Origin of the sequence: Pseudomonas sp. PDM21, from assembly GCF_014852505.2 — a bacterium.
In the GTDB taxonomy this organism is placed as follows: domain Bacteria; phylum Pseudomonadota; class Gammaproteobacteria; order Pseudomonadales; family Pseudomonadaceae; genus Pseudomonas.
In genome coordinates this window covers 6348166-6369836 of sequence record NZ_CM181223.1, presented here as the reverse complement: position 1 = coordinate 6369836, position 21671 = coordinate 6348166, and the positions used below count along the sequence as shown (strand labels likewise).

Here is a 21671-nt window from a genome sequence, read left to right as displayed (position 1 = left end):
GCGCTCCTCAGGGTGTTTCGATGCGGCGTTGCAGCAGGTTGATCAGCAGCAGCAGGACGAAGGCGACGACCAGCATGAGCACGCCGATGGCAGTGGCGCCGGTGTAGTCGTACTGGTCCAGCTTGACCATGATCAGCAGCGGCAGGATCTCGGTCTTCATCGGCATGTTGCCGGCGATGAAGATCACCGAGCCGTACTCGCCGACGCCGCGGGCGAAGGCCAGGGCGAAGCCGGTCAGCCAGGCCGGCAGCAGCGCCGGCAGCAGCACATGGCGGAACACCTGCAGCGGCTTGGCGCCCAGGCAGGCGGCGGCTTCTTCCACTTCACGCGGGATATCGGCCAGTACCGGCTGCACGGTGCGCACCACGAAGGGCAGCACCACGAAGGTCAGCGCCAGGGTGATGCCCAGTGGGGTGTAGGCGATCTTCAGGCCGATCTCGGTGGCGAAGCGGCCGACCAGGCCGTTGGGCGCATACAGCGCCGTGAGCGCGATGCCGGCCACGGCGGTGGGCAGGGCAAAGGGCAGGTCGATCATCGCGTCGATGATCTTGCGTCCCGGGAAGCGGTAGCGCACCAGCACCCAGGCCAGCAGGGTGCCGATCACGCCGTTGATCAGGGCGGCGATCAGCGCGGTGCCGAAGCTCAGCTTCAGCGCGGCGATGACCCGCGGCGCGGTGATGATGGTCCAGAACTGATCCCAGGAGAGCTGGGTCGTCTTGAGGAACATGGCCCCCAGCGGAATCAGCACCAACAGGCTGAGATACACCAGGGTGTAGCCCAGAGTCAGCCCGAAGCCGGGTATGACCGGGGAGATGCGTCGCGACATTGTCTGTCCTTTCTCATGAACGCGTTGAGCCCCCGCCATGGGGCGGGGGTTTTCCTTTTCGCGCAGGCTGTGCACCGGCCCGCGCGGATCGGGCCGCCCGGCGCAAGGCCGGGCGGGTGGTACATCACTGCGCCTGGTAGATCTTGTCGAAGATGCCGCCGTCGTTGAAGAACTTGGGCTGCGCGACTTTCCAGCCGCCGAAGTCCTTGTCGATGGTCACCAGGTTGAGTTTCGGGAACTGGTTGGCGAACTCGGCAGCGACCTTGGCATCACGCGGGCGGTAGAAGTTCTGCGCGGCGATGCGCTGGCCTTCTTCGCTGTACAGGTACTTCAGGTATTCCTCGGCGACCTTGCGGGTGCCTTTCTTGTCGACGGTCTTGTCGACCACGGCCACCGGCGGCTCGGCCAGGATGGACACCGACGGCACGACGATCTCGAAGTTCTCGCCGCCCTGTTCCTTCTTGGCCAGGAAGGCTTCGTTCTCCCAGGCCAGCAGTACGTCGCCAATGTTGTTGTTGACGAAGGTGATGGTCGAACCGCGGGCGCCAGTGTCCAGAACCGGCACGTGCTTGTACAGGTTCTGCACGTATTCCTGGGCTTTCTCGTCGCTACCGTATTCCTTCTTCGCCCAGGCCCAGGCGGCCAGGAAGTTCCAGCGGGCGCCGCCGGAGGTCTTCGGGTTCGGGGTGATGACTTCCACGCCCTGCTTGGTCAGGTCGGCCCAGTCCTTGATGCCCTTGGGGTTGCCCTTGCGCACCAGGAACACGATGGTCGAGGTGTAGGGGGTGCTGTTGTCGGGCAGGCGGGCCTGCCAGTCGGCGGGCAGCAGCTTGCCCAGCTTGTTCAGTTCGTCGATGTCGCCGGCCAGGGCCAGGGTCACCACATCGGCCTTCAGGCCGTCGATCACGGCGCGGGCCTGTTTGCCCGAGCCACCGTGGGATTGCTGCACGGTCAGGTCGTCACCGCCCTGGGCCTTCCAGTGCTTGATAAAGGCGGCGTTGTAAGCCTGGTACAGCTCGCGGGTCGGGTCGTAGGAAACGTTGAGCAGTTGGGTCGCGGCGGAAACGGGGCCTGCGATGAGGGCGCTGGCCAGTGCGGCCAGGGCGAAACGGCGGATGGACATGTGCAGCTCCTGAAAAAAATGCAGTTCTTTATGTTTGTTTGGCAGGGTCTTTCGGGGGCGATCTCAGCCACGCATTCGTGGCTGGCTGCTGCAGTACCGGTGGGGCAGTGCGGTCATGGCGACGCTCCGGTGGTCCAGTCATGCCCCTTAATACAGGGGCGCGTCGGCTCAGGCAGGTTTGCCGGGGCTCTGCTGCAGGCGGAATTTTTCCTTGCGCTCGATCTGCACGACCTGGCCGTTGTGCACGGTGATCTCGACGGCGCCGAAACGCAGGCCACGCAGGGCGCTCTGCACTTCGCGCAGGATGTTGGCTTCGTCCTGGCCGTCCAGGCTACGGAGGGTTGCGCTCATGGGTATCTGCTCCTAGTGGGTTTACCACCGGCCGTTTCATCGTCGGCGCGTGCGGTGTGAGCGCATCTTAGGCAGGAGCTGGATATTCTTAAAAATACTGTTTAAGAATTTTTATATATCCGAAAGTTTTTAACGCGATTTCATGCGGGGTCGCGCGGCAATTGTGCCAGCAGCTCGGTGGCCGGCTGCGGTGCGCCGTACCAGTACCCCTGGCCGAAATCGCAGGCGTGGGTGAGGAGGAAGGCGGCCTGGTCGGGCCGCTCGATGCCCTCGGCGACCACCTGCAGGCCCATGCTCTGGCCCAGGGCGATCACCGCGCAGGCGATGGCGGCATCCTCGGATTCGTCCGGCAGGCCGGCGACGAAGCCCTGATCGATCTTCAGCTTGTGTACCGGCATGCGCTTGAGGCGCATCAGCGAGGAATAGCCGGTGCCAAAGTCGTCGATGGCCAGGTGCACGCCCAGCAGGCGCAGTTGGCAGAGCAGCTCCAGGGCCTGGTCGAAGTTCTCCATCACCGCGCTTTCGGTGACTTCCAGCTCCAGGTGATGCGGCTCCAGGCCGCTCTGCTCCAGGGCCAGGGCCACGCGCTCTTCCAGGCCGCCACGACCGAACAGCCGGCTGGAGACGTTGACCGCGATGAAGTCCAGGTCGATGCCTGCGTCCAGCCACTGGCGCATCTGCCGGCAGGCCTGGTCGAGTACCCAGGCGTCGATGGCGGTGATCAGGCCGCTTTCCTCGGCCACCGGGATGAACTCGCTGGGCGCAATCAGTCCCTGGCTCGGGTGCTGCCAGCGCACCAGCGACTCGACACCGACCATGCGGCCGGTGGCCAGGTCGTGCACCGGCTGGAAGTACAGGCGCAGTTCGTCGTGGTCCAGCGCGTGGCGCAGCGCTGATTCCACCTGCACGTGGGAGCGCGCGCGGGCGGTCAGCTCGGGGGTATAGAAGGCGTAGAGGTTGCGCCCGCTGGCCTTGGCCTGAAACAGCGCGGCGTCGGCGTGCTGCAGCAGGTGGTCAACGTTGCGCGCGTCCTCGGGGAACAGGCTGACGCCCAGGCTCACCGACATGTAGATGATCTGTTCATTGACCTCGAAGGGCGCGCTCATCGCTTCCAGCAGGCGCTGGGCGAGGCTGCTGGCGTGGTGCGGCTGCTGGCTTTCGAGGACCACGGCGAACTCGTCGCCGCCCAGTCGCGCCAGGGAGCAGCGTTCGTCCAGGCAGTCTTCCAGGCGCTTGGCCACCGCGCGGATGAGCAGGTCGCCGATGGTGTGGCCGAGGCTGTCGTTGATGTGCTTGAAGTGGTCGAGGTCGATGCTCAGCAGTGCGCCGCCGCTCTGTTCGCGCTCGGCACGGGCCAGCGCCTGCTCGATGCGCTCGCGCAGCAGCAGGCGGTTGGGCAGGCCGGTCAGCGGGTCATGGTGGGCGAGGAAATCCAGTTCGTGCTGCGAGCGCTTGAGGCTGCTGAGGTCGGAGAACACCGCGACGTAGTGGGTCAGCTCGCCCTCGTCATTACGCACGGCGCGGATGTGCTGCCACTGCGGGTACACCTCGCCGCTCTTGCGGCGGTTCCAGATCTCGCCGCTCCACACGCCGTTCTCGTGCAGGGCGGTCCACATGCGCTGGTAGAAGGCGTCGTCCTGGCGACCGGACTTGAGCAGCGACGGCTGGCCGCCGAGCACGTCCTCGGCGCTGTAGCCGGTGATGCGCGAGAAGGACGGATTGGTGTGCACGATCACGCCGCGCGCGTCGGTCACCAGCAGGCCTTCCTGGGTCGCCTCGAACACGGCGGCGGCTTGGCGCAGGTGGTCTTCGTTGCTGCGCTGGTGGGTGATGTCACGGTTGACGCCGGTCAGGCGCAGCGGGCTGCCGTCCTCGCCGCGGGTCAGGCGGCCGCTGCTGCGAACCCAGCGGTAGGTGTCGTCGCTGTGGCGGATGCGGTAGACGCACTCCAGGCGCGTGCTCAGGCCCTGGAGGCAATCCTGGTGAAGGGCCAGGACGCGCGCGCGGTCTTCCGGGTGCAGGCGATTTTCCCACAGCAGCAGGTCATCGCTCAGGTGCTCCAGGGGCAGGCCGAGCAGGTTGGCGTAGCCGGAGGAATAATGGACGCGCTGGGTCTCCAGGTCCCAGTCCCAGATGCCGTCCTCGACCACCGCGAAGGCGCGGCTCAGGCGTTGCTCCTTGTCGGCCAGCGCGGCGAAGGCGGCGTGCTGCCGGCGAAAGTGCCGCCAGAGCAGGAAGAACAGCACGAGTGAGGTGATAGCCAGGAACAGGTACTTCTTCACCTCCATCCAGTACATCAGCGAAGCGGGATCGATGAGCAGCTTTTGTAACCATTGGTCACTGAGCAGCACCCAGAGGGAGCCCAGGGCCAGGTACAACAGACTGATGCGCAAGGCGCTGAGGCGAGGATTCATGCGGTAGTGGGTTGGATTTATTGGCTGTGCAGTATAAATGATGGCCACGTGGCCACATTCGTATCTAAAAGACCGGATGGTAATCCGGACCTGCTTGGTGATAATGCGGCTGTCTTTTCCCGGTACAGCGCGCCCAGCAGGGCGTAGTTCTACCCCCTTCCGAGGTACAGTATCGCCTATGTGGTACAACGGTTTCCTTGACCTGTCGCCGTGGCAACTGGTGGCAGTCACCCTGGTCCTGACGCATATCACCATCGTCAGCGTCACCGTCTATCTGCACCGCTACTCGGCGCACCGCGCGCTCGAGCTGCATCCGGCGCTGCAGCATTTCTTCCGTTTCTGGCTGTGGATGACCACGGCCATGAACACCCGCGAGTGGACCGCCATCCACCGCAAGCACCACGCCAAGTGCGAAACTGCCGAAGACCCGCACAGCCCGGTGTACAAGGGCCTGGGTACCGTGCTGCGCACCGGCGCCGAGCTGTATCGCAAGGAGGCGGAGAATCCCGACACCCTGCGTATCTACGGCAAGAACTGCCCGGAAGACTGGATCGAGCGCAACGTCTACTCGCGCTACCCCATCGGTGGCATCGTGCTGATGGCGATCATCGACCTCGCCCTGTTCGGCGTGCTCGGCATGACTGTCTGGGCCGTGCAGATGATGTGGATCCCCGTGTGGGCCGCCGGCGTCATCAACGGCCTGGGCCACGCCGTGGGCTACCGCAACTTCGAATGCCGCGACGCCGCCACCAACCTCGTGCCCTGGGGCATCCTGATCGGCGGTGAGGAACTGCACAACAACCACCACACCTACCCGAACTCGGCGAAGCTGTCGGTGAAGAAGTGGGAATTCGACCTGGGCTGGGCCTGGATCAAGGTGTTCAGCTTCCTGCGCCTGGCCAAGGTCGCCCGCGTGGCTCCCATCGCGCACCGCGTGGAAGGCAAGGGCAACCTGGACATGGACACCGCCATGGCCATCCTCAACAACCGTTTCCAGATCATGGCCCAGTACCGCAAGCTGGTGATCGGCCCGCTGGTGAAGCAGGAACTGGCCAAGGCCGACGAGTCGGTACGCCACCTGTTCCGCCGCGCCAAGCGCCTGCTCTCGCGTGAAACCAGCCTGCTGGAAGAGCGCCACCATGCGCGCATCCAGGACCTGCTCGCGCAGAGCCAGTCCCTGCAGGTGATCTACGAGAAGCGCCTGGCCCTGCAGCAGATCTGGGTGAAAACCAGCGCCAACGGCCACGACATGCTCGCCGCGATCAAGCAGTGGGTGCACGAGGCGGAAGCCAGCGGTATCCAGTCCCTGCGCGAGTTTGCCGAGCAACTGAAGACCTATTCCTTGCGTCCGGCCGTCTGATTGGCGGAAACGTCCTAGGACGTTGAGAGATGTGTCTCAGAAAAGCCCGCCGTTCGGCGGGCTTTTCGTTTAATTTGCAGCAGCCTGGCGTAGTTTGCGGTCATAGCCCCGGTCAATGAGCGGGAGGATGCTGATACATGGATGAGAATAAATTGCCGGCCGATCAGGAAGAGGCCTTGCTGGCGCTGCTGCACAGTCGTGCCGAGGTGACGCGCCTGAAGGAGCGCGAACAGCTCTTCAGCGCGCTGCTGGCCAGCGTGAACTCGGTACTCTGGGCCTTCGACTGGCAGGCCCAGCGCATGGTCTATGTCAGCCCGGCGTACGAGCGCATCTTCGGCCGCTCCGCCGCACTGCTGCTGGCGGACTACAACGAGTGGCGCAACTGCATCTATCCCGATGACCTGGACTACGCCCAGAGCACCCTGCAGGAAGTGCTGCAGCGCGGCGCCATCGAGCAGCGCGAATACCGCATCCTGCGCGCCGACGGCGAAGTGCGCTGGCTCAGCGACAAATGCTTCGTCAGCCAGCACAGCGACGCGGGCCTGCCGTTGATGATCGTCGGCATCGCCGAGGACATCACCGACAAGAAGCACCTGGAAACCGAGCTGCACCGCCTGGCCACCACCGACGTGCTGACCCAGAGCAGCAACCGCCGCTACTTCTTCGACAGTGCCGAGCAGGCCTTCCGCGACTGCAAGGCGACCTCCACGCCGCTGGCGTTCCTGCTGCTGGACGTGGACGACTTCAAGAAGATCAACGACGTCTACGGCCACCAGGTCGGTGACGTGGTCCTGCAGCGCATCGCCCAGAGCGGGGCGGGCGCGCTGCGTCGCGGCGACCTGTTCGGCCGTATCGGCGGCGAGGAATTCGCCGTGCTGCTGCCGGGGTGCGACGAGAGCATGGCGCGGCAGATCGGCGAGCGCCTGCAGCGGGAAGTACAGCGCCTGCGCTTCAACGAAGCCGAGCATTTCTTCAGCGTCACCATCAGCCAGGGGCTGACTCTGCTACAGCCCGATGACCAGAATCTTTCCGCGCTCTACAGCCGTTCCGATGCGGCCCTGTATCAGGCGAAACGCACCGGCAAGGACCGCATTGTTCAGGGATGAAACACTCCAGCCTGTCCGCGGTGGAAACATTAATACTTTCTGATTAATCCCTTTTTCTCAGATTCGGGGCTGTATGTTTCTGCTGTCAAAATGCCTGTGTCGGCTTTATGGCGCGTTATAAATCAATAGCTTACGGAGCGTGATTTGCCTTCTGTCGGAATCCCGGCGTAGGACTGCTTCCTACGTTGACATGCCTTCGTCCCCCCCACTATTACTATCCACATAGCAATATCGTGTGGTGTCCGGATGAGACACCTCAGGGAGCAGTCGCACGAGCAGTAAGGTCATGGAAGATTCTGCCACCTCTTCTTCCTGTCATTTTCCTATCGCTGCCTGACAACTTTCGCCAGCCTCTCGCTGCGGAAGCGCGATAGATTTTTGCTTTTTGTTTTTCCAGATTTTCGGAACTTGGCCGAGGGGCGGTAGCTTTGCCCAGCGAAAAGTAACGGCCACTCCAGGGACGAACAGTTGATTGTCGTTAATCGAATCGGGTCATTCGAACTCGGGCGGTAGCCTTGTCTTCGAATTTTCAATTTGGCCCGGCGTAGAGCACCTCCTGGACTGGAGTGAGTGACGATGGCCGCTGAAACAATGGAAAACGACGGCACTTATCGCGCCGTTGAAACAAGCAGAAAGAGCGACGCTTTCCGGGCGGGAAGTGTTTCGCTGATGAAACTGCGGGAGTTTGACGCCAATCCCCGAGGCGTTAATGAAAAGTTTAGTCGAGCTGATTCCGTTAGTTCGAAATTTTGTTATGCCGGCTCCTTGTTGTGTAACAAACATGAACTTTCCCCTGAGATTAAGCCGCGCCAGACAGTGTTCGTTTCATTTCTGAAACAGCAACTTCTGCGCCGTGCCGAAGTTCTTCTGCAGGCGTTCGCCATCCATTCCGAACTGACTCCCGTGACCTTCCCGAAGAAGGCCCGCGCGACGGCGGCTGTGCCGCGAGTGACGGAATTCCGGCGCGAGCGCTGCCACCCTGCCGGCCGACAGCGCCGGCCTCACGAGAGCCGCGCGCCCCGCCGCGCTGGGAGTCAAGGCTGATGGCCGAGCAATCGCTTCGTTCCAACTATGCCTGTGTGGTCGGCGGCGCCGGCCCGGCAGGCATGGGCTTCCTGTTCAACGCCTACAAGACCGGTGCGCTGGCGAGTCTCGCCCGCGATGGCCTTCTGGTGGTGGACGCTGCACTGGCGGTCGGTCGTGGCCGGTTGGGGGATTACCACATTACTGCCAACTCGGTGGGCGATGTGTTCCTCGATTGCCTGCGCGATCCGGCGTTGTTGCCCATCTTTGCGCCGCTGGCGCATTCCCAGGCGTTCCGCGCCCTGCAGAACGATCCCCATGGCGCGCCGATGCTCACCCAGGTGGGCGAGCTGCTGGCGCATGCCTCGACGCTGTTCATGCGTTACGTCACCGAGCACCTGGGGGTCGAAGTGGCGCTGGGTACGCGTATCGAAAAGATCACTGCACTGGACGACGGCAGCTTCCAGCTGGCGCTGCGCAGCGGCTCTCATACCGCGCAGATCGACGCAGGCGCGCTGGTGATGAACCTGGGCGGCCGGCAGAACCGCGAGTACCTGAACTGGAGCCTGGCCGAGCAGGACCTGCACCTGTCCCATGACGGCCCCACGGTCTACTCCTCCGATGCGCTGCTGAGCCTGAACGCCGCCGAGCTGGTAGAGCTGTTCGGCGACCGGGTGACCCCGGGCACTCGCTTCACCGTGGTCGGTGGTTCCCACAGTGCCTTCTCGATCCTCGATAACCTTGCCTGCGCCCTGGACTGCCTGGGCCTGGAGCAGATCACCCTGCTGCACCGCGCGCCGATCCGCCTGTTCTTCGAGAGTGTCGAGGAAGCTCGCGCGGCCGGCTACGGGGTGGACGAGGGCATGGATGTCTGCCCGGTGTCCGGTCGGGTCAACCGCTCCGGTGGCCTGCGCTACCGCGCCCACCAGGTCGGCACCGACGTGCTCTCGAATGGCGTGGTCAGCGGCACCCGGGTGAAGGTCGAGCTGCTGTGCCTGGAAGATCGCTCACCTGCCGCGCGCGAACGCCTGGAGCAGTGCTGCAGCGACGATGGCGTGTTTGTCCAGGCCATCGGCTACCAGCCGTGCCTGCCAGCCCTGCGCCGCGCCAACGGCGAGCCGCTGCAGGTGCGCGAGAGCAAGGGCGGGCTGGACTCCGACGCCGCCGGCTGCCTGCGCGACCACACCGGCCGGCCGATTCCCGGCCTCTACAGCTTCGGCCTCGGATCGGGCCTTGCGGCCAACCCGATGCTGGGCAGCGAGCGCTCCTTCGACAGCCGTATCTACGGCGTCTGGCAGTTCCACAACGACGCCAGCGGCCGGGTCATCGAGGCCCTGCAGGAGCACCTGGCCAACCGCGCAACGCAAGCCGAGCAAGCTTCTCGAGACCACAGCCACACCGGCATCGACGACGCGCCCTTCGCGCTGTCGGCACTGGGTTGAGCGGCGCGCGCCAGCTCGACAGCCAACGGACTTTCCATCCAAGAGAGGGATGCGACCGTGATCAATGTGACCAAGACCTACCTGGGCAACCCGGAGAAGTTCAAGGCCTACGTGGACCAGATCTATGCCTCCGGCTGGATCACCAACCACGGCCCCTTCGTCACGGAACTGGAAGAGCGCCTGCAGGACTACTTCGGCGTTCGCCATGTGATTCTGACCAACAACGGCACCATCGCCCTGCAAGTGGCCTACCGGGCCCTGGGCGTGACCGGCAGTGCCGTGACCACCCCCTTCAGCTTCGTTGCCACCAGCAGCACGCTGCAGTGGGAGAGCATCCGCCCGCGCTTCGCCGACATCGACCCGCGGACCTGGAACCTCGACCCTGCTCGCATCGAAGCCAGCCTTGCGCCGGATACCACCGCCATCGTCGCCACCCACGTGTTCGGTAATCCCTGTGCGGTGGAGGAGATTCAGGCGGTGGCCCAGCGCAACCAGTTGAAAGTGATCTACGACGGCGCCCACGCCTTCGGCTCGCGCTACCGCGACCGGTCGGTGCTGGCCTGGGGGGACGCCACCACCCTGAGCTTCCACGCCACCAAGCTGTTCCACACCATCGAGGGCGGCGCCATCGTCACCTCCGATGACGAGCTGGCGAAGCAGATCCGCCTGATGTGCAACTTCGGCATCGCCGGCGTCGACCAGATCGTCGGCCTGGGGATCAACGCCAAGCTCAACGAGTTCTCCGCCGCCATGGGCCTGTGCGTGCTCGACGAGATCGACAGCATCCTCGCCCAGCGCGAGGAGATCGCCGCCCGCTACACCGCAGCCCTCAGCGGCTACTACGACCTGCAGGCCAGCGAGAGCTACGCGCGGCTGAACAACAGCTACTACCCCATCGGCCTGCGCGACGAAGCCCAGGTGCTGCGCGTGCGTACCGCGCTGAACGAGATCGGGGTCAACCCGCGGCGTTACTTCTACCCGTCGCTGGATACCCTCGATTACCTCGCCCCGCAGGTGCCGCAAGTGCTGTCCCGCGAGCTGAGCCAGCGCATCCTCTGTCTGCCGCTGTACCCGGGTCTGCCGCAGGAGATCCAGCGCGCGGTGATCGAAGTGCTGCTGCTGGAAAGCGGCCGCGTCGCCGTCGCGGTGTAAGGGGACGATCATGCGCACCGCACGCTCGCTGTCGATGGTCCGCAACACCCTGATCAATTACGCAGGGCAGGCGTACGCCATCGTCATCGGCATCCTGATCCAGCCGTTCTACCTCGGCCACCTGGGGGCCGAGGCCTACGGCCTGATCGGCTTCTTCGCGGTGCTGCAGAGCTGGCTGCTGTTGCTGGACATGGGCCTGTCGCCGGCGCTGGTGCGCCAGGTTGCCCATGGCCGCGGGCTCAGCGGCGAGGGCCAGGAGCAGGCCCGCCTGCTGCGCTCCTTCGAGCTGATCCTGCTGCCGCTGACTGTCCTCAGCAGCCTGGCGGTCTGGGGCGGCAGCCACTGGGTCGCCGGACAGTGGCTCAATGTGCAGCAACTCTCGCCCGAGCTGGTCGCGCAGTGCATCAGCCTGATGGGCCTGCTGGTGGCTCTGCGGCTGTACGCCACCCTGTACCGCAGCGCGCTGCAGGGGCAGGAACTGCATGGCTTCATCAACGCGGTGAACGTGTTCATTACCACCCTGCGCTACTTCGGCGGCCTGCTGCTGGTGGCGCAGGTCAGCCAGGACCCGCTGGTGTTCTTCCAGTTCCAGGTCGCGGTGTCGCTGGTCGAGGCGCTGCTGCTGGGCGGCAAGGCTTACCTGTGGATGGACGTGCGCCTGCTGACCCGCTTCTGCTGGGACACGGTGCGCCCGGTGCTGCCCTTTGCCCTGGGCATGTCCTTCACCTCCTGCCTGTGGATCGTACTCACGCAGCTGGACAAGGTCCTGCTGTCGAGCCTGCTGCCGCTTGAACAGTACGGTTACTTCTCCCTGGTGGCGCTGATTTCCGGCGGCGTCCTCACACTGGTCAATCCGCTGGCGCAGTCGCTGCTGCCGCGCATGACCGTGCTGGTCGCCGAACAACGCCACGAAGACATGCAGCAGCTCTATCTGAAGGCGAACCGCTTCGTCTGTGTGCTGCTGTTCCCGATGGTCGCGGTGATCGCCGCTCATGGTCATGACCTGGTTCTGGCCTGGAGCGGCGATGCCGTGGCCGCCAGTTGGTGCCGGCCGATCCTGGCCTGGTACGTACTCGGCTCAGGCCTGCTGGCGGTGGCCAGCTTCCAGTTCTACCTGCAATACGCCCACGGCCTGCTGCGCATGCACGTCTGGTACACGGTCATCTCCACCCTGGTGACCGTGCCGCTGGTGATCGCCAGCGCCTACCTCTATGGCGTGCTCGGCGTGGCGCTGTGCTGGTTCGGCCTGCGCCTGGTGTCGTTCCTGATCTGGCCGGCGATCGTGCACCACGCCTTCGCTCCGGGCCTGCATGGCCCGTGGCTGCGCGACACCCTGCAGATCGCCGCGCTCAGCGCCGCCGGCCTGTTGCTCAGCGAGCCCTTTTACGCGCTGCTGGCCCGCTCCGGCGAGCGCCTGTGGCTGCTGGCGGCGCTGGCCGTGTGCGGCCTGATCACCCTGTTTCTCGTGGGCGTGGGCTCTGCCCCGGCTTTGCTGCGCCTGTTCAAACCGTCCCACAAGCCGAGTGTCTAGACATGGATATCCGCTCCGAGCTGCAGATCCTCTCCAACTGGCCGGAAGACCCCAAGCCTCTTCTGAGCATCGTCTGCCTGGCCTACAACCAGGTGAACTACATCGGCCGCACGCTGGACAGCTTCCTCGAGCAGGTCACCGACTTCCGCTTTGAAGTGCTGGTCAACGACGACGCCTCCAACGACGGCACCAGCGAGCTGATCGCCGACTACGCCGCGCGCTACCCGCACATCATCAAGCCGATCTTCCACAAGGAAAACCAGTACTCGAAAGGCGTCTCCCACGGCCTGCCGGTGTTCAAGAAATGCCGTGGCCGCTACATCGCCTACTGCGAGGGCGACGACTTCTGGACCGACCCGCGCAAACTGCAGATCCAGGTCGACTTCCTGGAGAAGAACCCGGACTACGTGATCACCTACCACGACGCCTACACCTACAACGAGGACGGTGTGATCAAGCCCCGGCAGCTCACCGGCAAGTACCGCCGCGACGCCAGCCGCCTGGACCTGCAGAAGGCCCGGCCGATCTCCACCCTCACCACCTGCTTCCGCAATGTCCTCACCGAGATGCCCGAGGAGCTGCGCACCACGCGCATGGTCGACCTGTGCTGGTGGTCGCTGCTGGGCGCCTTCGGCAAGGGCCGTTTCATCGAGGAAATCCGCCCGGCGGCCTACCGCGTTCACCAGGGCGGGATCTTCTCCATGCAGGCCGATCGCGTGCAGCAGCAGATGACCCTGCACACCTACTACTGCCTGTCGCGCTACTACCAGCGCCTGGGCAATCAGGAGCTCAACGAATACTTCCTGATGCAGGTCTGCCGGATGTCCATGGCCGCCGTCTCGCCCATGCGCAAGGTGCAGGCCTTCCTGCTGCTGATCGGCAACCACGGCGCCAACCTGCTCAAGCGGCTGAACCCGATTTCGGCGCGCTGAGCCGCGCCACCTCAATGGAGGATGGAAGTCCATGAGTGTCATGCCCCGCTCGTCCCTGGAAACGCTCCAGGACACCCGCATCGATGTGGCCGGCCTGCTGCGCCTGCTGTTCGATCACAAGAAGATGATCCTCGCCGTCACCGGCCTGTTCGCCGTGCTCGGGCTCTTCTACGCGGTGATCGCCACGCCGATCTACGTTTCCGGCGCGATGATCCAGATCGAGCAGAAGAAGAACGGCCTGAACGGCACGCCGGAGGTGATCAACCGCCCCGACTCCGTGTCCATCGCTGCCACCGAGATCGAGCTGCTGAAGTCCCGCGCGGTGCTCGGCAAGGCGGTCGAGCTGCTCAAGCTGGACATCATCGCCAAGCCCAAGCACCTGCCGCTGATCGGTGACTACCTGGCGCGGCGCTACCAGCCCGAAGCCGGTGACGCTCTGTCCGCGCCCTGGCTGGGCATGGGTTCCTATGGCTGGGGTGGCGAGCAGATCAAGGTGTTCTCCCTCGATGTGCCGGAGGAGTACCTGGGCGAGCCGCTGACCCTGGTGGCCGATGGCGGCGACGCCTACCACCTGCTCAACGCCGACGACCAGCTGATCCTTCGCGGCGAGCTGAAGAAGCCGGTGCTGGAGAAGGGCTTCAGCATCGAGGTGGACGAACTGGTGGCGCGCCCCGGCACCGAGTTCATCGTGGCCAAGAACCGTCTGCTGACCACCACCCTGAACTATCAGAAACTGCTCAAGGTGGTCGAGGCCGGCAAGGACTCGGGGATCATCTACATGACCCTGGAAGATCCGAGCCCGCTGCAGGCTGACCGCATCCTCGACAAGATCAGCCACCTCTACGTGCTGCAGAACGTCGAACGCAGCTCCGCCGAAGCTTCCCAGCGCCTGCAGTTCCTGCGCTCGCAGCTGCCGGTGGTGCGCCTGGACCTGGAGCGCGCCGAAAACGCCTACAACGCCTACCAGACCACAGCCAAGTCCGCCGACATCAGCGTCGAGACCCGCGGCGTACTGGACCAGGTGGTGGGCATCGACAACCAGCTCTCCGAACTCAAGCTCAAGCGTGCCGATTACGACCGTCTCTACACCCCGTCGCACCCGACCTACCAGGCCCTGCTCAAACAGATGTCCAGCCTGGAAGACCGCAAGGCGCAACTGCAGAAACGCATCCAGACCCTGCCGGCCACCCAGCAGGAACTGCTGCGCCTGTCCCGTGACATGCAGGTCACCCGGCAGACCTACACCAGCCTGCTGAACAAGGCCCAGGAGCAGGACATCATCCGCGCCGGCACCATCGGCAACGTGCGCGTGATCGACACCGCCCAGGCCAACGTCGAGCAACCGGCCAAGCCCATGCGCAAGGTCATCGTGCTGCTCGCGACCTTGCTCGGTTTCTGCGTTGCCCTCGGCATCCTGTTCCTGCGCCAGGCCTTCTACCGTGGCGTGGAGAATCCCGAGGCGATCGAGCAGCTGGGCCTCTCCGTGCTCGCCGCGGTTCCCTACTCGCGGCAGCAGGAGCGCCTGGAGAAGGAGCGCAAGAGCGACATCCTCGGCCACACGCCCAAGCTGCTCGCCGCGTCCGCCCCCGGAGACCTGGCCAACGAGGCGATCCGCAGCCTGCGTACCAACCTGCACTTTGCCCTGCTCGAAGCGCGCAACAACGTGGTGATGCTCACCAGCCCGGCACCGGGCGCCGGCAAGTCGTTCGTCTCCAGCAACCTCGCGGCCATCGTCGCGCAATCGGGCCTGCGCACCCTGCTGATCGACGCCGACATGCGCAAGGGCTACCTGCACCGGGTATTCGGCCTGACCCCGCGCCACGGCCTGTCCGACGCGCTGAGTTCGCACCGTCCGCTGAGCGAAGTGATCCTGCCCACCGAGGTACCGGAGCTGGACTTCATCTCCTGTGGCTTCGCCGCGCCCAACCCGTCCGAACTGCTGATGCACGACAACTTCGCCCAACTGCTGCGCGATGCCTCGTCGATGTACGACCTGGTGATAGTCGACACCCCGCCGGTGCTGGCGGTGACCGACGCCGCCCTGGTCGGCCGGCTGTGCGGCATCTGCCTGCTGGTGACGCGCTTCGGCCAGAGCCCGGCGAGCGAGATCGACACCGCGCGGCGGCGCCTGGCGCAGAGCGGCATCCACCTGCAGGGCGCCATCCTCAACGGTGTGAAACGCAAGGCTTCGACGGCGGCATACGACTACGGCGCCTACGCCTACCGCTATGACGCCAAGGACTGAAAAAGGAATCTAGGGAAAGGATGCAGCCATGGTCCATATCGTCAGCCTCATGCAGCCGTACTTGTTCCCCTACCTGGGGTACTTCCAGCTGATCGCCGCGAGCGGCCTGTTCATTCTCGGCGACAGCCTGCAGTACACCCGGCGTGGGTGGATCAACCGTAATCGCCTGCTGGTCGGCGGGAAGATCTGGCAGTTCAGCTTTCCCCTGGAGCAGGGCTCGCAGACCCAGGCGATCAACGAACGCAGGCTTAGCGAGCAGATGCAGCTGAGCAACCGGCGGCTGCTGCACACCATTCGCCATGCCTACCACCGAGCGCCGTGCTACGAGCAGGTAATGCCGCTGCTGGAGGAAATCCTCGAGCACCCCGAACGCAACCTGTCGCACTTCGCCGAGCACTCGATCCGCCGCATCTGCCACTACATCGGCATCGACACGCCGATGGTGCGGGCCTCGGAGCTGGAGCTGGCCGAGGACATCGGCCGCGACCAGCGCCTGATCGAGGCGGTGAAGCAGAGCGGCGGCGACATCTACCTCAACCCGGAGGGCGGTCGCCACCTGTACTCGCCCGATGTGTTCCAGGCCCATGGCCTGGAGTTGCAGTTCCTGCGCATGGACGAGCTGAGCTACCCCCAGTTCAGCCCGGATTTCGTCCCCAGCCTGTCGATCATCGACGTGCTGATGTTCAACCCGCCGGACGAGATGCAGCGGTTGCTAGGCCGCTACACCCTGGAGCGACCCGCTCCCTCGTCGGACCTTCTTGGGGAGTACGAATCATGAATTCCGCTGTCAGCGTTGGCCTGCAAGCCGCGCAGTATCGCTGGTACCTGATCCAGACCAAACCGCACCAGGAACTGCGCGCCGAGGAGAACCTCGGTCGCCAGGGTTTCTCCTGCTACCGCCCGGTGGTGAAGCAGGGCAGCCGGCCGCAGCCGCTGTTCCCCGGCTACCTGTTCATCCGCCTCGATCAGCAGCATGACAACTGGTTCCCGATCCGCTCCACCCGTGGCGTAGCGCGCATCGTCAGCTTCGGCGCGCAGCCGCTGGCAGTGGCCGACGAGTTGGTGGAAGGGATCCGCGAGCGCCTGGCGGCGATGCCCGAGCGCCCCTCCAGTGGCTTCCACGAAGGTCAGATAGTGCGCCTGAAGTGCTCCGGCGACTGCGAAGTGGAGGCCATCTTCCTCTGTGACGATGGCACCGAACGCGCCCTGATCCTGCTCAACCTGCTGCAACGCGAACAACGCATCCGGGTCCCGCTCAGCCAGCTCTCGGCGCTGAGCGGCAACGACGGCTGGCGCGCCTGAGGCGCACACCCCAGACAAGGCCAGGTACAAGGAGGAGTGGCGAGATGAATGGATCGACCGTGCTGGTGACGCTGACCTATGGCGATCGCCTGGACTACCTGCAGGAACTGCTGGCGCGTGCCTTCCGCGAGAAGGACATCACCCGCGCCATCGTCGTGAGCAATGCCTCGGTGGCTGAGCTTGACCAGCTGTTCATGCTCTGGCCCAACCGCGTGCAGGTGATCGAACTGGACAGCAACACCGGCTCGGCCAACGGCTATGCCGTGGGCATCGAGGCCGCGCTGAAGACCGGCTGCGATTTCATCTGGCTGATGGATGACGACAACGCCCCGACGCCGGGTTCGTTCCCCCTGCTCAAGCAACGCCTGATCGACTGCGCCCTGCGCCATGGCGCCGACAACACCGCCGTGCTGGGCTTCCGTCCCACCCACCAGGCCGACGTCGCCTCCGGCGTGCCGACCCGTTTCATCGCGCCGCCGCGCTCCAGCTACTTCGGCTTCCATGTCCGCCAGCTGCCCTACAAGCTCTGGCGACGCACGCCCTGGGGCAAGCCGAAACCGCGCCCGGCGCAGCCGCTGCTGGAGCTGCCGTTTGCCTACTATGGCGGCCTGCTCGGGCATGCCGACCTGTTCCGCCGCATCGGCCTGCCGCGCCGCGATCTGGTGCTCTACGCCGACGACACCGAGTACACCTTCCGCATCGGCGCCCTGGGCGGGCACCTCTACCTGGTGCCCGAAGCGGGCCTGGACGACCTGGAACACTCCTGGAACATCAAGGAGCGCACCTCCAACATCTACGAGACCTATCTGCTCGGCAGCTCCGACCTGCGCGCCTACTACGCCGCGCGCAACCAGGCCTGGTTCGACAAGAACCTGTGGGTCACCTCGCCGCTGATGTACCGCTTCAACCGCTGGGTGTTCATTCGCCTGCTGCATTTCTTCGCCCGCCGCCATGGTCGCGCCAGCCGACTGGCCCTGCTGCTGCAGGCGATCCGTGACGGCGAGGCCGGCAGCCTCGGCATGAACCGGGCCTACCCGCTATGAGAGTGATGCTGCTCAACACCCTCTACGCCCCGCACATCGGCGGCGGGACGGAAGTCATGCTGCAGCACATGGCCGAGGGCCTGCGCGGGCGTGGCCACGACGTGCAGGTGCTTTGCACCGGGCCCGACGCGGGCCTTCAGCGCGAGACGCTGAACGGTGTGGCGGTACTGCGCGCTGGCCTGCGCAATCTCTACTGGCCGTTCGACGAGAAGCGCCATGGCACGCTGAAGCGCCTCGCCTGGCACGGGCTGGACCGCTACAACCGCCGTATGCGCAATCTTCTGGCGAAGGTTCTGGAAGAGGTCGAACCGGACGTGGTGGTCTGCCATAACCTGTCGGGCTGGTCGATCTCCGCCTGGGATGCGATCCGCGATGCCGGCCTGCCGCTGGTCCAGATACTTCACGACCAGTACCTGACCTGCCCGCGCGGCGTGCGCTTCAACAAGGGCCGGCACTGCGAGCAGCAGTGCGCGTCCTGTGCGCTGCTGCGACGCTCCCATGCATCGGCTTCGAGCGAGGTCGATGCGGTAGTCGGCGTCAGTCGCTACCAGCTCAATGCGCTGCTCGATGCCGGGTACTTTGCCGGCAGCCAGACCCACGTGGTCTACAACGGCTCGCCGATGGCGGAGGTGCCCGTAGCACCGCCTTCAAGCGGACGGCGCCCGCTGCGCTTCGGCTTCATCGGCGCTCTGACCCCGAACAAGGGCGTGGAATGGCTGATCGAGCAGTTCCAGGCGCGCGGCGAGGATGCCTCGCTGCTGATCGCCGGACGGGGCGACAACCACTACGTGAACCAACTGAAGTCCCTCGCCGATCCCCAGCGCGTGCACTTCGTCGGCTACCGCAAGGCGGCCGAGTTCTTCAGCGAGATCGACGTTGCCGTGGTGCCCAGCCTGTCCCCGGAATCCTTTGGCCTGGTGGCGCTGGAAGCCTGCGCCCACCACCTGCCGGTGATCGCCTCGCGCATGGGCGGCCTGACGGAAATCGTCCTGGACGAAATCAACGGCCTGCTCTGCTCGCCCGATCGGAGCGACTCGCTGGGCGACGCCATCGAGCGCCTGGTGCGTGACCCTACGCTGCGCCAGCGCCTGGCCGCGCGCGCCCGTGAAGTCGTGGCACCGATGCTCAGCGTGGAACGGATGCTCGACGAATACGAAGCCATCCTGCGCCACACCCTGCTTACCCGCGGAGTCCAGCATGGAACTGCAATCCCCGTATCCACGCTTTGAGGTCGACCGCCGCGTGACCTTCGACCGCTCCTTGCTGGCGCTCGGGGTACTGGTGGCCTTGCTGCTGGTGGAGACCTTCAACGGCGCGCTGCGCTTCTACACTGACCAGGCCGGCCTGTCGGCCATCGTCTACCTGCCCAAGGTCGCCTGCATCGTCGCGGTGGGCTGGGAGCTGTTCACCCGCCCGCAGCAGCGCGGCCTGTGGCTGCTGTTGATCCTCGCGGCAGCTTCGCTGCTGCTCGGCCGGCTGCATGGCGCCGAGTCCCAGAGCGGCTTCTTCTCCGTCTTCATCTACGCGCCGCTGCTGTTCGGCCTGCTCTGCGGCCAGTACCTGGAAATGCACCGCAAAGCCGTGGGCTGGCTCATCTTCTTCTGCCTGCTGGCTTCCCTGGTGGGCATCGCCCTGGATCTCACCATCAACGTGCCGTGGAAGGGGTACACCTACTCCATGGGCGGCGTCGAGATCAGCGGCAACCGTTCCTGGAGCGCCTATGGCCTGGATCGCATCGCCGGCTTCTCGCGGATGTCCTCGAGCCTGGCGATGATGCTGGCGGTGTTCAGCCTGTACCTGGGGTCCTTCCGCCTGGCACTGCCGGTGCGTGGGCTGATCTACCTGATGGCGCTGGTCGGTATCGTCCTGACCACCAACAAGTCTTCCGCCGGTGCTTTCTTCTTTGCCCTGCTGGTGATGAGCATCAGCCGCCAGCGTCTGCTGTTCCTGCTGGCCGCGCTGCTGGTGGTGCTTGGCGCGCTGGGGTTGCCGCTGTACGGCCTGTACGGCCATGTCGACCCGTACCTGGCCAGTGCCACCGGCGATAACCTGATGGGGTCGATGGTGGATCGCCTGGTCAACACCTGGCCGAACCTGATCAAGGTGATGGACTACAACGGCTGGATCTACACCGGCGCCGGGCTGGGCATGACCGGCAGCGCCTACGCGGCCTTCCCGGTCTTCGGCGTCGAGCAGCTGGCGGTGGCGGACAATTCGCTGCTCTACCTCTGGTGCCTGTTCGGCGTGGCAGGTATCGCCCTCTACCTGCTGGCGGTGCCGATGCTGATGCGCCTGCAACGCCAACCCGGCCGCGAAGCCCGTGCGCTGCTCGGCATCGCCTACTGCATCCTGCTCATTGCCTGGACCAGCGACGTGCTCGAGTCGCCGATTCCCAGCCTGTTCCTCGGCCTGGCCATCGGCCGCGCCCTGCGCCTGCCGGGCGAGACCGCACCGCAACCGGCGCCGCGCACCCTGCGCCTGCAGGGTGGCATGCTCAGTCTGCTGGCCTGCGCACTGCTGATCGGCGGGGTACTGCAGTCACCGCGCAGCCTGGCGAACGAGGCTCCGGTGGAAAGCCTCGGCCCGGCGGAATTCATCGTCGGCGCCAGTACCCACCAGAACATCCGCGCGGGCAACCGCGACGGCATCAATCGCCTGGCTCGCGAGGCCGGCATCCTGTCGTTCCGCGACGATGCCTACTGGTCCAGCGTCGAGCGCGAGCGCGGCGTGCTGTCCATCGATGCCGCCTGGCGCGCACAGCTGCGCAGCACCCGCAGCTTAGGGATAGATACGCTGCTGATCCTGGGCAACGAGAACCAGTTCTACGGCAATGCCAAGCCGCGCGACGACGCTTCCCGCGAGGGCTACCTGCGTTACGTGCGCTACGTGGTGCGCAGCTTCAAGGGACAGGTCGCCTTCTACGAAGTGTGGAACGAGTGGGACTCGGAAAACGCCACCGACAAGGACTTCAGCGACGACTACCTGACCCTGGTGCGCGCGGCCGCCAAGGTGATCCGCGAGGAAGATCCGCAGGCCAAGGTGCTCGCCGGGGCCGTCACTCTCAAGGGTATTCGCCAGGGCTTCGCTGAGCGCATTGCCGGTGGTGGCGTGCTGGATGTCGTCGACGGTATCTCGCTGCATCCTTCGGTGTACTGCGAGCGCGAGATGTCCACCCCCGAGGCCTGGCTGAACTGGTTCCAGGGCGTCAACCAGAAGCTGGAAAACGCCGCTGGCAAACCGGTTCCGCTGTACTTCACCGAGTTCAGCTGGCCGGCCCACGAAGGCGATTGCGGCATCAGCCGCGAGCGTCAGGCCGCCTACCTGGCCCGCGCCTACGTGCTGGTGCGCAGCCTGCCGAACGTGAAGGGCGCCTGGTGGTACGACCTGGTGGACGACGGCATAGACCGCACGGACATGGAACACAACTTCGGCCTGCTTACCGCCAGCGGACAGCCCAAGCCGGCCTACCACGCGATGGCCAGCATCGCCGACATCATCGGCCGCTACCGCTTTGTCGGCCGCGTGCCGAATGAAGACCCGAACGTTTACCTGCTGCGCTTCGCCAAGGCCAGCGAGGAAATTCTGGTGGCCTGGACCCTGGGCCATGAGCAGACCCTGAACATCACCAGCAAGCCCGGCAGCAGCGACACCCTCTGGCGCCTGGATGCCGTCGAAGGGATCGCCCGCCGCGAGGGCCGGCCGGTGCCCTGGCAGTGCCCCGCAGGGGGCGGCGACTGCCAGGCCAGCATCCGCATCGACGCGTCGCCCACCCTGGTGCGCAGCGCGTCGGCCCCGCAACTGTCGTTGCGCTGACTCCATCG

General features: G+C 65.1%; 17 protein-coding genes. 13 read left to right on the top strand and 4 right to left on the bottom strand.

Features of this window, described 5'->3' with window-relative positions:
• Positions 1 to 7 precede the first annotated feature (7 nt).
• The 4 genes from cysT to IB275_RS29305 all read right to left on the bottom strand — a co-directional run bounded on the left by cysT (position 8) and on the right by IB275_RS29305 (position 4714).
• Entirely contained in the window at positions 8 to 826 is an 819-nt protein-coding gene (cysT, locus tag IB275_RS29320) for a sulfate ABC transporter permease subunit CysT (protein WP_017520777.1), read from the bottom strand.
• Between the two features lie 124 nt (positions 827 to 950).
• Complete coding sequence (locus IB275_RS29315) at positions 951 to 1949, bottom strand: sulfate ABC transporter substrate-binding protein (RefSeq protein ID WP_045215475.1); 999 nt, start codon at positions 1947 to 1949, stop codon at positions 951 to 953.
• A gap of 168 nt (positions 1950 to 2117) precedes the next feature.
• On the bottom strand, positions 2118 to 2300 hold the full coding sequence (gene oscA, locus IB275_RS29310) for a sulfur starvation response protein OscA (protein WP_017520779.1): 183 nt from the start codon (positions 2298 to 2300) through the stop codon (positions 2118 to 2120).
• A 140-nt stretch (positions 2301 to 2440) separates the two neighbouring features.
• Entirely contained in the window at positions 2441 to 4714 is a 2274-nt protein-coding gene (locus IB275_RS29305) for a putative bifunctional diguanylate cyclase/phosphodiesterase (RefSeq protein WP_192293499.1), read from the bottom strand.
• A 178-nt stretch (positions 4715 to 4892) separates the two neighbouring features.
• Between IB275_RS29305 and desA the strand changes: the two genes are divergently transcribed.
• The 13 genes from desA (at position 4893) to IB275_RS29240 (ending at position 21663) form a co-directional block, all read left to right on the top strand.
• Complete coding sequence (gene desA, locus IB275_RS29300) at positions 4893 to 6074, top strand: delta-9 fatty acid desaturase DesA (protein ID WP_081515215.1); 1182 nt, start codon at positions 4893 to 4895, stop codon at positions 6072 to 6074.
• A 137-nt stretch (positions 6075 to 6211) separates the two neighbouring features.
• Positions 6212 to 7180: a sensor domain-containing diguanylate cyclase gene (locus IB275_RS29295; protein ID WP_081515216.1), complete on the top strand. Its 969-nt coding sequence runs from the start codon at positions 6212 to 6214 to the stop codon at positions 7178 to 7180.
• A 576-nt stretch (positions 7181 to 7756) separates the two neighbouring features.
• A complete protein-coding gene (locus IB275_RS29290) occupies positions 7757 to 8224 on the top strand; it encodes a hypothetical protein (protein ID WP_192293497.1) in 468 nt (155 codons plus the stop codon).
• On the top strand, positions 8224 to 9645 hold the full coding sequence (locus tag IB275_RS29285; protein WP_192293495.1) for a hypothetical protein: 1422 nt from the start codon (positions 8224 to 8226) through the stop codon (positions 9643 to 9645). Before IB275_RS29290 ends, IB275_RS29285 begins: the two co-directional genes overlap by 1 nt.
• 57 nt (positions 9646 to 9702) lie before the next feature.
• Complete coding sequence (locus IB275_RS29280; protein ID WP_081515219.1) at positions 9703 to 10797, top strand: DegT/DnrJ/EryC1/StrS family aminotransferase; 1095 nt, start codon at positions 9703 to 9705, stop codon at positions 10795 to 10797.
• Between the two features lie 10 nt (positions 10798 to 10807).
• Positions 10808 to 12328 (top strand): lipopolysaccharide biosynthesis protein, encoded by a 1521-nt coding sequence (locus IB275_RS29275; RefSeq protein ID WP_192293493.1) that lies wholly within the window; start codon positions 10808 to 10810, stop codon positions 12326 to 12328.
• Between the two features lie 2 nt (positions 12329 to 12330).
• Positions 12331 to 13260: a glycosyltransferase family 2 protein gene (locus IB275_RS29270; RefSeq protein WP_192293491.1), complete on the top strand. Its 930-nt coding sequence runs from the start codon at positions 12331 to 12333 to the stop codon at positions 13258 to 13260.
• A gap of 31 nt (positions 13261 to 13291) precedes the next feature.
• Positions 13292 to 15505 (top strand): polysaccharide biosynthesis tyrosine autokinase, encoded by a 2214-nt coding sequence (locus tag IB275_RS29265; RefSeq protein WP_192293489.1) that lies wholly within the window; start codon positions 13292 to 13294, stop codon positions 15503 to 15505.
• 28 nt (positions 15506 to 15533) lie between these two features.
• Positions 15534 to 16283 (top strand): WbqC family protein, encoded by a 750-nt coding sequence (locus IB275_RS29260; protein ID WP_081515223.1) that lies wholly within the window; start codon positions 15534 to 15536, stop codon positions 16281 to 16283.
• Positions 16280 to 16807, top strand: coding sequence for a transcription/translation regulatory transformer protein RfaH (gene rfaH / locus IB275_RS29255; protein WP_192293487.1), 528 nt, complete (start codon positions 16280 to 16282; stop codon positions 16805 to 16807). Before IB275_RS29260 ends, rfaH begins: the two co-directional genes overlap by 4 nt.
• A 44-nt stretch (positions 16808 to 16851) precedes the next feature.
• Positions 16852 to 17850: a glycosyltransferase gene (locus tag IB275_RS29250; RefSeq protein ID WP_192293485.1), complete on the top strand. Its 999-nt coding sequence runs from the start codon at positions 16852 to 16854 to the stop codon at positions 17848 to 17850.
• A gap of 5 nt (positions 17851 to 17855) precedes the next feature.
• Positions 17856 to 19079: a glycosyltransferase family 4 protein gene (locus tag IB275_RS29245; RefSeq protein ID WP_225601731.1), complete on the top strand. Its 1224-nt coding sequence runs from the start codon at positions 17856 to 17858 to the stop codon at positions 19077 to 19079.
• Positions 19048 to 21663 (top strand): GH39 family glycosyl hydrolase, encoded by a 2616-nt coding sequence (locus IB275_RS29240; RefSeq protein WP_192293481.1) that lies wholly within the window; start codon positions 19048 to 19050, stop codon positions 21661 to 21663. Before IB275_RS29245 ends, IB275_RS29240 begins: the two co-directional genes overlap by 32 nt.
• The last annotated feature ends 8 nt before the right edge of the window (positions 21664 to 21671 follow it).